Annotated in this window: 13 protein-coding genes and 1 tRNA gene; 1 reads left to right on the top strand and 13 read right to left on the bottom strand. The window is 70.9% G+C overall.

The features are described from left to right. Window positions 1-95 precede the first annotated feature (95 nt). Entirely contained in the window at window positions 96-1,100 is a 1,005-nt protein-coding gene (locus tag GV027_RS07720; RefSeq protein ID WP_159512801.1) for an SDR family oxidoreductase, read from the bottom strand. Between the two features lie 163 nt (window positions 1,101-1,263). On the opposite strand from GV027_RS07720, the gene GV027_RS07715 reads away from it, so the two are divergent. Next, the gene (locus tag GV027_RS07715) at window positions 1,264-1,968 is read left to right on the top strand and encodes a dihydrofolate reductase family protein (protein WP_159511508.1); all 705 of its coding nucleotides are present in this window, start codon (window positions 1,264-1,266) and stop codon (window positions 1,966-1,968) included. Between the two features lie 30 nt (window positions 1,969-1,998). On the opposite strand, the gene GV027_RS07710 is transcribed toward GV027_RS07715, so the two are convergent. The 12 genes from GV027_RS07710 to GV027_RS07655 all read right to left on the bottom strand — a co-directional run. Continuing rightward, window positions 1,999-2,075 (bottom strand) — tRNA-Arg (locus GV027_RS07710). A gap of 23 nt (window positions 2,076-2,098) precedes the next feature. Continuing rightward, entirely contained in the window at window positions 2,099-2,788 is a 690-nt protein-coding gene (gene nth, locus GV027_RS07705) for an endonuclease III (protein WP_159511507.1), read from the bottom strand. 4 nt (window positions 2,789-2,792) lie between these two features. Then, window positions 2,793-3,521, bottom strand: a complete 729-nt coding sequence (dapB, locus tag GV027_RS07700) for a 4-hydroxy-tetrahydrodipicolinate reductase (protein ID WP_056405144.1) — start codon at window positions 3,519-3,521, stop codon at window positions 2,793-2,795. 101 nt (window positions 3,522-3,622) lie between these two features. After that, the gene (locus GV027_RS07695) at window positions 3,623-4,402 is read right to left on the bottom strand and encodes a nucleotidyltransferase family protein (RefSeq protein WP_159511506.1); all 780 of its coding nucleotides are present in this window, start codon (window positions 4,400-4,402) and stop codon (window positions 3,623-3,625) included. Further along, window positions 4,399-5,292, bottom strand: coding sequence for a hypothetical protein (locus GV027_RS07690; RefSeq protein ID WP_159511505.1), 894 nt, complete (start codon window positions 5,290-5,292; stop codon window positions 4,399-4,401). Before GV027_RS07690 ends, GV027_RS07695 begins: the two co-directional genes overlap by 4 nt. Beyond that, window positions 5,289-6,326 carry a diacylglycerol/lipid kinase family protein gene (locus GV027_RS07685; RefSeq protein ID WP_159511504.1) on the bottom strand — a complete coding sequence of 346 codons (1,038 nt, stop codon included), beginning with the start codon at window positions 6,324-6,326 and terminating at the stop codon, window positions 5,289-5,291. Before GV027_RS07685 ends, GV027_RS07690 begins: the two co-directional genes overlap by 4 nt. A 66-nt stretch (window positions 6,327-6,392) precedes the next feature. Then, window positions 6,393-6,857, bottom strand: coding sequence for a DUF2141 domain-containing protein (locus GV027_RS07680; protein ID WP_056679741.1), 465 nt, complete (start codon window positions 6,855-6,857; stop codon window positions 6,393-6,395). 95 nt (window positions 6,858-6,952) lie between these two features. Beyond that, the gene (locus GV027_RS07675) at window positions 6,953-8,281 is read right to left on the bottom strand and encodes a lipopolysaccharide biosynthesis protein (RefSeq protein WP_051916461.1); all 1,329 of its coding nucleotides are present in this window, start codon (window positions 8,279-8,281) and stop codon (window positions 6,953-6,955) included. Window positions 8,282-8,354: 73 nt separating this feature from the next. Continuing rightward, the gene (locus GV027_RS07670; protein WP_443029526.1) at window positions 8,355-9,461 is read right to left on the bottom strand and encodes a CDP-alcohol phosphatidyltransferase family protein; all 1,107 of its coding nucleotides are present in this window, start codon (window positions 9,459-9,461) and stop codon (window positions 8,355-8,357) included. A 56-nt stretch (window positions 9,462-9,517) separates the two neighbouring features. Beyond that, window positions 9,518-10,624 (bottom strand): hypothetical protein, encoded by a 1,107-nt coding sequence (locus tag GV027_RS07665; RefSeq protein WP_159511503.1) that lies wholly within the window; start codon window positions 10,622-10,624, stop codon window positions 9,518-9,520. Continuing rightward, on the bottom strand, window positions 10,621-11,328 hold the full coding sequence (locus GV027_RS07660) for a phosphocholine cytidylyltransferase family protein (protein ID WP_159511502.1): 708 nt from the start codon (window positions 11,326-11,328) through the stop codon (window positions 10,621-10,623). Before GV027_RS07660 ends, GV027_RS07665 begins: the two co-directional genes overlap by 4 nt. 95 nt (window positions 11,329-11,423) lie before the next feature. Next, the coding region (locus GV027_RS07655; protein ID WP_236559107.1) for an efflux transporter outer membrane subunit at window positions 11,424-12,738 on the bottom strand (1,315 nt) is incomplete at its 5' end.

Below are 12,738 nucleotides of genomic sequence, written 5' to 3'. Positions count from 1 at the left end.
GAACCCTAGCGTCATTGTGTTTACAGTTGGTTAGCGCGGCACGATGCGCTTCGGTCGACGTCCATGGCGCTTGGCGACGCGGGCGCGGTCCGGGATCAGGGGAAGCCCGCACCGCCATGCGCGCCGACCGCGGTCCCGGTCGAGTAGCTCGCCTCGCCGGATGCCAGCGCGACGAACAATATCGCGAGTTCCGACGGCTGTCCCGCGCGGCCGAGCGGCGTGTCTTGGCCGAATTCGTGCATCTTGCCCGGCAGCTGCCCGCCCGCGACCTGAAGCGGTGTCCAGATCGGGCCGGGCGATACGGCGTTGACGCGGATGCCCTTCTTGGCGAGCTGCTTGGCCATGCCGCGCGTCAGGTTCTGGATCGCCGCCTTGGTCGAGGCATAGTCGATCAGGTCGTCATTCGGATCATAGGCGTTCTGCGAGATCGTGTTGATGATCACCGAACCCGGCGGCATCGCGGGGATCGCGGCCTTCGAAAAGCGAAAGACGTGGAACACGTTGGTTTCGTAGGTGCGGACGAACTGTTCGTCGCTGATCTCCATGATGTCCGCCTTGGACTGCTGATAGGCGGCATTGTTGACCAGGATATCGAGACCGCCGAGCTGCGCGATCGCTTTTTTGACCGTATCCTCGCAGGCCTTCTGCGTGCGGATGTCGGCGGGCAGCAGCACCGCCTTGCGCCCCGCCTGCCGGATCAGGTCGGCGACCTCGCGCGCGTCCGGCTCCTCGCTGGGATAATAGTTGATCGCGACGTCCGCGCCCTCGCGCGCAAAGGCGATCGCGGCCGCGCGCCCGATGCCGCTGTCGCCACCGGTGAGCAGCGCCTTGCGACCGACCAGCTTCCCGCTGCCGCGATAGCTCTGCTCGCCATGATCGGGGCGGGGGGTCATCTTGCTGGCGAGCGCGGGCCAGGCCTGACGCTGCTCGGGGAAGGGGGTGCGGGTGTACGCATTGCGCGGGTCGCGCAGGCTGGGGGCGGGCCCGGTGGCGGAGGGCTCGGTCGACTGGGCCCGCGCCATGCCCGGCGCGGCCGCCGCTGCAAGGCCGATGGCGGCACTGCCCAGGATGCTGCGGCGTGAGGTTTCACCGTTGCTCATGATCGGATCCTTGTCGGTGGGTCGGGGTCGCCGGCGTGCTGGTCCCTGCTCGACGAACCGCGGCGCGGACCGTTCCATCGGCGCGGTCATCCGGCCCGATACCGCGGAAACCGCGGGTGCCGAGCGGCGTTCATGCCCGGTCTGCACCCGCGAGTATCCTGCCATGACCGACCGCCCCCGCATCATCTGCCTCATGACCGCGTCGGTCGATGGTGGCCTGCATCCGAGCCGCTACACCGACAGCCCGGATGGCCCCGCCAGCGAGTGGACGCGTGCCTACGAGGCGCTTCACGAGCGCCTCGACGCCGATGGCTGGATCGTCGGACGCGTCACCATGGCGGAGATGGCGAAGGGAGAGCCGCGTGCGTCGACGACGGCGGACGCGCCCGCGCGACCGTCGCTGTTCCAGGCGCGCGATGCCGCGTCCTTCGCGATCACGCTCGATCGCGCCGGCAAGACCCGCTTCGCCGGTCCCGACATCGGCGGCGACCCTGTGGTCGTGCTGCTCGCATGCGGTGTGAGCGACGCCCATCTCGCGGAGCTCGCCGCCAATGGCGTGTCCTACCTCGTGTCGGACAGCGACGAGATCGACCTCGCCGGTGCGCTCACAACGCTGCGGCGCGAACTCGGCATCGAAACATTGCTGCTCGAAGGCGGCGCCGGCATCAACGGCTCGTTCCTCGCCGCCGGCCTGGTCGACGAACTCAACCTCGTCATCGCACCCGCACTCGACGGCGGTACCAATGCGGAGCGGATCGTCGCGGCGGGCGACGGTCTGAAGGGCAAGGTGACGCTGTCGCTGCTCGGATGCGAACACCTGGCCGCCGGGGCGGTCAATTTGCGGTACCGGGTGGCGGCGGTCGGCTAAGCGCAGTCGGCGTACATAGCGGAACGGACATGGCGCACCCGACTGGATTCGAACCAGTGGCCTCTGCCTTCGGAGGGCAGCGCTCTATCCAGCTGAGCTACGGGTGCCTGAGGCGTGCGCGTAGCAAAGCCTAGTCGGGTGCGCCAGCCATTTTCTTGGCCGTGCCGATCTTGGCGGTGAGCTTGGGCGGCGGAGTCTTGGGCTTGAACGCGCACAGGTCCGCGACGAGGCAGCGCCAGCATTCGGGGGTGCGCGCCTTGCAGACATAGCGGCCGTGCAGGATCAGCCAGTGATGCGCGTGGAGGCGGAAGGGCTGGGGGGTGGCCGCGTCGAGCTTCATTTCGACCGCGAGCGGGGTCTTGCCGCGCGCGAGGCCGGTGCGGTTGCCGACGCGGAAGATGTGTGTGTCGACCGCGAAGGTCTCTGCGCCGAACGCCACGTTGAGCACGACATTGGCGGTCTTGCGGCCGACGCCTGGCAGGCGTTCGAGCGCGGCGCGGTCGTTCGGGACGATGCCGTCATGCTCGTCGACGAGCATCTGCGACAGCGCGATGACGTTCTTGGCCTTGGTGTTGAACAGGCCGATCGTCTTGATGTGCTCCTTCAGCGCGTCGATCCCGAGCGCGAGCATCGCCTGCGGCGTGTCGGCGATGCGGAACAGCGCGCGCGTCGCCTTGTTGACGCCGATGTCGGTCGCCTGTGCGGACAGCGCGACCGCGACGACGAGCGTGTAGGGATTGACGAATTCGAGCTCGGTCTCGGGATGCGGATCGGCCTCGGCGAGCCGCGCATAGAAGTCGACGACGTCGGCCTTCTTCACTGGCTCACAGCCCCAGCACGTCGCCCATCCGGTAGCGGCCGGCGGGCTGGTCGGCGAGCCAGAGCGCCGCACGCACCGCACCGCGTGCGAAGATGCTGCGATCGTCGCCGCGGTGGTTGAGCTCGATCCGCTCGCCTTCGCCCGCGAAGATCACGCTGTGGTCGCCGATCACCGATCCGCCGCGTAGCGACGCGAAACCGATCGTCCCCTCGCTGCGCGCGCCGACCAGCCCGGCGCGGCTGTCGACGCGCAGTTCTGCAAGCGTCGAATCGCGCCCGCGCGCGGCGGCCTCGCCGAGCAGGAGTGCTGTGCCCGAGGGCGCGTCGACCTTGTGCCGGTGATGCATCTCGACGATCTCGACGTCCCAGTCGGGGCCGAGCCGCGCCGCGGCCTCGCGCACCAGGATGCCGAGCAACGTGACGCCGAGCGAGGTATTGCCGGTCTGGAGGATCGCGATGTCGGCAGCCGCTGCGTCGATCAGCGACTGGTGCTGCGGGGTCAGGCCGGTCGTGCCGATGACGAGCGCGGTGCCCGCCGCGCGCGCGGCGGCGAGATGCGCCTCGATCGCCGAGGGGGTCGAGAAGTCGACCAGCACGTCGGCGGCGGCGGCGAGCGGGCTGGGGTCGTCGCCGGCATCGACGCCGCCCGCGAGCGTCGCGCCCGCAGTCTCGATCGCGTCGGTGATCGCGCGGCCCATCCGGCCGGCGCTGCCATAGATGCCGATCGCGGTCATGCGGGCCCGGGGGGCGGACGGAGGCGAGGTCGGTGCAATCATGCGCGCGCTTTCGCACGAAGCGGGGGGTCGCGAATAGACCCCAAATCCGCGCGATAGCGTTATCGCGGGACGGACGGGAGCGACCGGACGAGGTCGAGATCGGCGGGCTTGTCGACATCGACCGCGGCCAGCCCGTACGGCGTCGCGACCGCTGCCGCGACCAGCCCCGCCTTGCGCCCGAGATGCGCGATCGCATCGCCGAGCGTCAGCCGGCCCAGCGCATAACGCAGCAACAGCCCCGGGCCGAGCCGGCGGACGATCCGCCAAGGCCGCTTGCGATCCGCCTCGACCTGCCGCCACAGATCGATCGCGGCGATCGATCGCGGCGTGGCGAAGCGGAACAAATTGCACCCCGACCAGCCGCCATCGGCGAAGCGGAGATAGGTGCGCCGCGTCCCCGGCGCCGCCGCCTCGACCACGTCGCGGCGCGCGAGCAGCACCGCGACATCGGCGTCTGCGGGAATGTCGGCCTGGAACCGCGTGATCCATTCGGGCCGGAGCAGCGCATGATCCGCGGTGGTGACGAGCAGCGGGGTGCCGAGCGCGGCGATCCCGTCGCCGACGCTCAGACTCGGGCCGCTCGCGGCGTCGAGCACCCGCAGCCCCAGCGCGACCGCATGATCGCGCACCGCGGCGTCCGATACCGATACCGCGATCACGCCCGCGCCCGCCTCGCGCAGTGCGTCCGCGACCCGCGCGAGCAAGGTCCGCCCCTCGAGCAGGATCAGCGCCTTGTGCGTGACGCCCGCATAGGCCGCGAGCGGATCGACGCCGCCGCGCGACCCGGCGAGGATCAGCGCGTTGAACGGCGGGCGGCCACGGGTCACGGCGTCCGTCATGCCGCCTGCCGCGCGCGCCAGACGCGCCACAGCACGCCGGGCGCGGCAAGGATCGGATGCCGCTCGGCCCAGGGCGACAGCGGCACGGCGATCCCGGTGTGCCGCTCGATCTTCCACGCGCCGTAGCGGGCCGCCCCGTCGAAGGTGAAGGCGGCGCGCATCAGCCGGGCGATGTTGATCGGCTTGCCCGCGCGCCGCCGCAGCCGCCACGCGCGCAGCACCGCGGCGCGGCGTGCGGCCGGCAGGGCAGGGCGCAGCGCCTCGCCCTCGGCGGTCACGGCGATCCCGTCCGCCGCCCAGGCGAGCGGGAGCAGCCGGTCATAGCGGTCGGGGTCAAAGCCGATGATCTGATCCTCGCGTCCACCCTTTTCGACGCGGAATTCAGCGGCATAGGTCTGGCGGAACAGTGCCCGCCAATAGTCGCGCGGGGTGCCCGTCTCGGGGCCGAGCGCGGCGGCGAACCGCGCGGCGGAGCGTGCGGCGGCGGCGATCGCCTCGGCGATCCGCGCGGTCGTCGCCTCGTCGCGCGACCAGACCAATGCACAGGGCTGGACGAAGCGCGTCCAGATCGTCGTGTCGAGCGTCCCCGCGTCTGCCGCTTTGGCGAAGGTCGACAGTCGCATCGTCGCGATCTTCGCGCGCAGCGTCTCGCCCGCCTCGTCGAACTCGCAGTAGCTGACGGTCGGCCAGATGCCGCGTTCGGGCGCGCCCGCGGTCAGCACGTAGAAGTCGAGCACCCCCTCGGTCGCGCCGGTCCGCAGGTTGGAGCCGTAGAACAGGATGCCGACCGCGCCGGGCGTTGCCGCAAGCGCCTCGGCGACGCGCCGCACCGCGGGGATTACCGGGGTGGCGAGCTGGTCGCGCACCAGCGCGCCAAGCGTCGCGCTCACGGAACGACGAAGCTGATCGGCGCCGCCTGGCGGATCGTCAGCGCGCCGCCCGGATAGACTTCGCCGTCGAGGATGAAGCCCGCCTCCATCGTTACGTCGAGCGCGGGCGTATCGATCCGGTGATAGCCCGCCCGGTCGAGCCATTTCGCCGGCGATCCCGCGACGATCAGCGGCGCGGCGGCGGCGAGCCAGCGCGGCGGCGCATCGACCAGCAGCGTCTTCAGCCCGTCGCGCGCCGCGCCGAACGGCTGGACGCCCAGCGGCATCCGCGTCAGCGTTGAGGCGAGCAGGATGTAGCGATGCGTGTCGGTATCCGCGACCCGGCCGGCATCGGCGGCGGAATCGTAGCGGACGTGCATCCGGTTGCCCGCGCGCCACATGCCCGATGCGCGACCGAACAAGGTCTGGACGATCGCCCAGCTCAGCGCGACGCCGACCGCGAACCCCTTGAACGCGCCCGCGCGGTGCGCGCGCTGGGCGAGCCCGGTCGCCTCGACGAACGCGCCCGCGCCGAACAGGAAACCGCGAAGTTTCTGGCCGGTGCCGGCGCGTTCGACCTCGACCGGGCGGCGGACGATGCTCGCGCCGTCGCGCGCCGCGGCGAGCGCCTGGTCGAGCGTCCAGTGATCGGGGATGCCGAGATCGAGTGCGAGCGCGTTGGTCTTGCCCGACGGCACGATCGCGACGCGCGGCATCGCGCCCGTCCACACCGTCGCCGCCGCGGTCAGCACGTCGCGGATCGTGCCGTCGCCGCCGTCGATCACCAGCAGCTCGATCCCGTGCTGCGCGAAATCGGTCAGCACCGCGGCCAGCTCGGCCTGGGTCCGCGGCGTGACCGCGAGCACCGTGCCCGACACGAACGGCCGCGTCGCCTCGACGCTGCTGCGATTGCGGTGGCTCTTGGGGTTGCAGATGATCCCGGTGCGGATCTGCGACGCGGCACTGCGCGCGGTCACGTCCGGTGCCGCGCCGCGTCTGGCCGCTGGAAACGGCACGCCATCAAAGGCCTGGAAATTGGAAACGGCGTCGCTCACACTCTTGGCTACCTGTCGCAGGCTAGTATCGCTACATTTTTATGGCACGTCTGCCCCTGATCGACGCTAGCGCCGATACCGCATCTTCATCCGCACGACCGTCCCCCCGGCCGGCAACGCCACCCGCGCCGACGCGAAGGAGGGCAGACCGACCGATGTGGGGGCGTCGTTCGAAAATCCAAACCCCTCCTTGGGCAGGAACAGCGTGCGGTTGAAATCATGGTCGCTGTTCTCGTCATGATATTGCGCGATCGCGTAATAACCGGGCTTCAGCCAGAAACAGGCGTGCGGCTGCGCGGCGGACACGCGCGCGCGCGCCAGCTTGCCGCCCTTGGACAGGAACCGGCCCTTGTCGTCGGGATAGACGGTGAACGCGACCTCGCCGACCGCATTGTGCAGCGTGGTCGCCTCAAGCACGAGCTTGGCCGCGCCGTTGCCGGGCGTGCCGACACACGTCTCCGCGGCAGCCGCGGACGTCGAGGCGAGCGTTGCACCCGCGGCGAGCGCGAGCAGGAGAGGCAGATTCGTCATGGGGGACCCTTGCAATCGCATAACGGCAATTTGGAGGCCAATGACGTCGGCTCTGTGAACCCGCGCTTTATCGACCGCGGCGGGGCGTGCCGCTCTCAGGGACGGCTGCGCGTCAGATTCGCCGCAGCGAACCCCAGCAGGATCGCGACCGCAACCGAGCCGATCGCGACGCCCATCGCCACCCCGGACGAACCATAGAGCGGCATAAGCGCGAACGCGCCGATGAACAGCAGGACGACGCCGACGACGCGGATCGCGAACACCGTGCCCGCGCGGTTGACCGCGGTCAGCACGGTATCGAGGCTGACGGTCGCCAGGTCGAAACACCCCGCCGCCGCAAGCCAGAGCAGCACCGGATAGGCGCTGCCGAACGACTTGCCGCCGACCAGTTTCAGCATCGGTTCGCCGATCAGCGCGACGACCGCGAGGATCGCGAGCGCCGCCGCGCTGCTCGCCAGCATCGTCCGCACCAGGATATAGCGCAGCCGCTCGGGCGCCGCGGTCCGCACCGCGCGGACGATCTCGGGGAAGGCGGCGCGCGACAGGAGCTGCGACAATTTGGCGAGCGCCTGCGCGACCTGTGCCGCGAGCCGGAACGCACCCGCCGCGGCGGGGCCGATCGACGCACCGACCAGCAGCAACGGGATCTGCTTGCTCGACAGGCCGAGCGTCGCGCTCGCATTGGTGCTCAGCGCGAACTTCACCACGCCGGGATTTTCCGCGACCAGCGCGCGCCAGCCGCTGCGCCCGCCCAGCAGCAGCGCGAAGTCGCCGCTGCGCCACACCATAATCCAGTAGGTCGCCGCGGTGACCAGCTCGGCCGCGGCCCAGGCGATCATGAAGCCGCGGATCGTCGGGTCGAACAGCATCGCCGCGCCCGCGCCGACGAAGCGGATCACCGGCGTCATGCTGTCGGCGAGCGCGGACAGCGAGAATTTGTCGCGCAGCCGCAGGATGCCGAGCGGGGTCGAGCGGATCGTCAGCAGCTGGATCACCGCGAAGACCAGCGTGTAGTGCATCAGGTCGCGCGGAATGCCGAACGCGTTTGCCCAGATCTGGAGGATGCCGATCGTCAGCAGCGCGCCGAGGATTGCGCTCGACAGGTCGAGCCGCGCCGCCAGCCGGAACAGCCGCGCGAGCCGCGGGCTGTCACCGTCGTGGAGCGGCTGGACGCCGTACTGGACGATGATCTGCCACGTCTGGAACCCGACGAACGTCGTCAGCGCCTGGACCGCGCCGGTGATCAGCGCGAACCGGCCGAAATCGACGACCCCCAATGTGCGCGTCGCAAAGCCGAGATAGAAGAGCGACAGGATCGCCAGCACGCTGCGGCTCGCGAGCAGCCAGCCCAGGTTGCGCGCCGCCGAACGCAGCACGCCACCGAAATCCTTGGTCGTGGGGGAAGGGGCGGGGGCCTGGGTCATGCGCCCTGCGGCCCCTAAAGCGCGCGGTGCGGTGCGGCAAGTCGCGGCTGGCGGGTCGGGGCGTTCGACGCGATCAGGCGAGCCAGCTGGTGATCGCGCCGCCCTTCGCGCGCCGTGCCATCGCCTGGAACAGCCGGACGAGATGGACGACCAGCGAGATCGCGGTCCACGCCGCCACGCCGATGATCCCCCAGTCGGGCCGCGTCACGACCAGCCCCGCGAACAGGATCACCATGTTCGGGTTGCGTCGCGCGGTGATCAGCCGGAACCAGCTGTCGAAGCGTTCCCAGACATGGATGTGCATCCCGAACCGGACGATGAACGCGCCCTCGATCAGCCGCTGCGCGACATAGCCGAACAGCATCGTACCGATCACCGCCCAGAAGGTCGCATCGTCGAGTGGCCGGCCATAGGGCGCGCAGCCCGCGGCCCAGGCCCACCACCAGAAGGGCGGATGGACCAGGTCGACGCCGTGATCCCATGCATTGCCGAGCTTCGACGCGGTGATCGTGCAGCGCGCGAGCTTCCCGTCGACGGTGTCGAGCACCATGAAGACGAGGCCGGTGGCAAGCCCCGTCCAGAACCAGCCATACCAGAAGGCGATCGTCGCGACGATGCACAGCACCGATCCCATCGCGGTGACCTGGTTCGGCGTGATCCCCGCGCGCGCGCAGACCCGGGTGATCGCCAGCGCCCATTCGGGCCAGAGATATTTGGTCAGCAGGTCGGTGACGCCCTTGTACGCGCCGACATAGCTCGCCCGCTCGATCGCGGGGACCGCGGCGGGGACGAGCCGTTTGGCAAACGGCTTTTCGCGCTTGCGCAGCGCCTCGTTGAGGATCCCCTCGTCCGACTCGGCGGCGATGATCGTCAGCCCGCTGGCGGCGTCGAGGGTTGCGTCCGCGTGCATCGCCGCGGCGACCCGCGCCCGCTCCTCGGCGGTCCGGACATGCGCCAGCACGGGAACGCCCGCGCGCGTCATCACGGTGCCGGGGCGCGTCTTCAGATGCGCGGTCCAGACCGGGTCGAACGCGAACGCCATGTTGGCGAGGATCGCCGGGCCGTCCGCCGCGTCGCTGCCGGCAAAGCCCTGCGCCACGCCGATCCGACGCAGCCGCTCGTCGTTGCGCATCCCCCAGAGCAGGGTCGGATTGTCGCCCAGGGGCACGAGTGCTGGCATGTCTTGCATCCGCTGCCCGATAGCCGATTGCGCGCGGATTGCGAGCCCGGGCTGGTTCAGCGCAGCGCGGCGAGCACCGCCTGCGCCGCGCGTGCGGGCGCGCCGCCCGCCACGTCGCCCAGCGCGGTCTCGACGAACCGCGTCTGGAAAGCCCGATATCCGGGATGCAGCGCGGGCGCGGCGTCGATCGCGGGGATCAGCGCGTCGAGGCTGTCGACCACCGCGCCTGCGCCCCACATCGCATAAGAGGGATCGTCCACCCAGTCGGCGCCCAGCGCGTTCAGGAACACGCACGGCCGCGGGCGCATCATATATTCGACCACCTGGCTCGACGTGTCGCCGAGATACAGGTCGGCGGCGGCGGTGTAGCTGCCATCGACCATCGCGAAGCTGTCGAGATCGGCATGCACCCCCGCGCGGCCGGCGAGCCCGGCGACGAAGCCGCGCAGCTCGGGCGCGCGCTCGACCAGCCGCTGGTGCGGCGCGAAGATCAGGTTGTAGCGCCCGTCGGCGAGGATCCGTTCGACCACCTCGGGGCCCCAGCGCCACCAGGACGAGCGGTGCGCCTGCCAGTGCGGGGTGTAGAGGATCACCGGCCGCGGATCGGCGAACAGCCGCGCGGCGGGGGTGCGCTGGCGGAATGCGGCCTTCACATAGCCGGTGGTGACGATCCGCTCGGGCGCGTCGCCGCCGTCGATCAGCGCCTGCCGGTCGCGCTCGGCCGCGACCAAGGTGCGCCAACCCGCGCGCCGTCGCCAATGCCCGCGCGCCATCATCGACCCCGCGCCGTGGAACGTGTCGATGAATCGCGTCCGCAGCGGCAGCGTCGCGGGCAGCCACAGGCTGGTCTGTTCGGCGCACACCACCACCGGCGTGCGCAGCAGATGCGGTAGGAGGCGGAACAGCGTCGGCAGCTTGGGCGGCAGCGGCGGATTGTCGCCCTCCGCATGGCCGGGCAGCGCGCGAAACCCCGGTGCGCGCCGGATCGTGACCTGCCCAAGCCCCGTGCTCCAGCGTGCAAGCAGCGCCTCGTGGACCGAGGTACTGACCCACAATTCGATCGGTAGCGTCGGCTCGGCAGCGGCGAGCGCCTCGACGATCGGATAGAGATGCGGGATCAGCAGCGTCTCGCCGAGGAACAGGAACGCGACCTTGCGGGTCATGACGCCTGCCACTGCGCAATGTCTTCGGGCCGGTCGATCTCCTGCCAGCGCGCGCCGGCGGGGATCCGCAGCGCGCGGACGCCGGCCCCTTCGGCGACGCGGCGCACAACCGCGTGGTGATAGGCGTGGATCCCCTCGTCCTCGCCGATCACCGCGTGCAGCGCGTCTGCATAGGCGGTGCCGCCACCCGACAGGATCAGCCCGAGCGACCGGTCGGTCGCCTGATGCCCGACCAGATGCTTGCCGACCGCGATCACCCGGTCGCCCTCCGCCTCGACCAGCATGTCGTCGAGGCCGGGTTCATGGAGCGGCTCGACCACCAGGGTCACGCCCGGCGCGGGCTCGGCGCGCGCCGCCTGCAGGATCGCCGCGTCGAACAATGTGTCGCCGTTCATCAGCGCGAACGCGGCGCCCAGATGCGCGCGCGCCGCCCAGACGCTGCCGATGCTGTTGGCGACCGACCAGAAGGGGTTGAAGATCAGCGTCGTCGGCGGATCGCCGCACCGCCCGGCCAGATGCGCGGCGATCTGGTCGATACGATACCCGCCGACGATCACCGCGCCATCGAACCCCGCCGCCGCGACCGCGTCGAGCTGCGAATCGAGGATCGCCCGCCCGCCGACCTGCACGAGGCATTTCGGCGTGCTGAGCGTCAGCGGCAGGAGCCGCGATCCGTGGCCCGCGGCAAGGATGATGGCCTTCATGGCACCCGCTTATGCATCAACTGTGGCAGGAAAATGCAGATCTTCGCGTGCGAATGCGGGGGCAGGGCCGCAGGCGGTGTCCTGCGTAACCCTCCTCAGCGCCGCACGATCGCCGCATCGTCGCGCGACCAGCCGCCGCCCATCGCCTGGTAGAGCGTCACATAGGCGGTCAGCCGGTCCGCGCGCGCCTGGACCAGCGACAGCTCCGCGGTCAGCAGCCCGCGCTGCGCATCGAGCTGGTCGATATAGGCCGAATAGCCCGCACGGTAGCGGTTCGAGGCGTTGCGCAGCGCGCCCGCGAGCGCATCGCGCTGCGCGGCGAACGCATTGGCCTGTTCGCCCGAGCGGCGGACGCCCGCAAGGCTGTCGTCGACCTCGCGGAACGCCTGGAGCGCAGTCCGGCGATAGGCGAACGCCGCCTGGTCGCGGCGCGCGGTCGCGGCATCGGCCTGTGCGCCCAGCCGCCCGCCGTCGAAGATCGGGCTGAGCACGCTCGCGCCGAGCGAGAACACCGCGATCGGATCGGCGAGCGCACTCGACAGCACGACACCCGCCGAGCCGGTGAGCGCGAGATTGGGCAGCATCGCCGCGCGCGCGCTGTCGAGCGAGCGGTCGGTCGCGACCAGCGTCTGTTCCGCCTGATAGAGGTCGGGGCGGCGGCGGAGCAGGTCCGCGGGCAGCCCGTCGGGGATGGCGGGCGCGGCGAGCCGGTCGAGCGGCAGGCCGCGCGGGATCGGCCCGGGGACATCGCCGAGCAGCAGGCTGAGCGCGTTTTCCTGGCGGCTGATCGACAGTTCGGCGGCGGGGACGAGCTGTTCGGTGGCGTGATATTCCGCCTCGGCCTGGCGCAGTTCGAGGTTCGAGGTGTAGCCGGTCTCGGCGCGGCGGCGGGCGATGCGCAGGCCCTCGGCGCGCGCATCGAGCGTCTGGCGCGCGACCGCGAGCCGCTGGTCGAGCGCGCGCAACGTGATGTAGCCGGTCGCGACGCTGCTCGCGATCGCAAGGCGGACGGTGTCGCGCGACGCTTCGCTCGCGAGCAATTGCGCCTGCGCCACGCGGCTCGCCTGGCGCAGGCGGCCGAACAGGTCGAGATCATAGCTGATGCTGACCGCGGGCTGCGCGCCGATCGCATCGATCGGCGTGCCGAGCGCGCCGACCGTCTGCCCGGTGGTGCCGGGCGCGGATCCGGTGACCAGCGGCGTCTGCTGCGCCCGTGCCAGCCGCGCGGCGGCCCGCGCCTCGTCGATCCGCGCCGCGGCAGCACCGAGATCGGGGCTGTTGGCAAGCGCCCGCGCGACGAGGCTCGTCAGCGCAGGATCACCAAACGCGCTCCACCAGTCCGCCCGGATCGGCGTACCCGGCCCCAGCGCGGTCCGCCACGCGGGGGGTGGGGCAACCGCGGTCGCGGCG

It is taken from the genome of Sphingomonas sp. T1, from assembly GCF_902506585.1.
GTDB classification, from domain to species: domain Bacteria; phylum Pseudomonadota; class Alphaproteobacteria; order Sphingomonadales; family Sphingomonadaceae; genus Sphingomonas; species Sphingomonas aerolata.
This window is presented reverse-complemented; position numbering and strand designations above follow the sequence as displayed.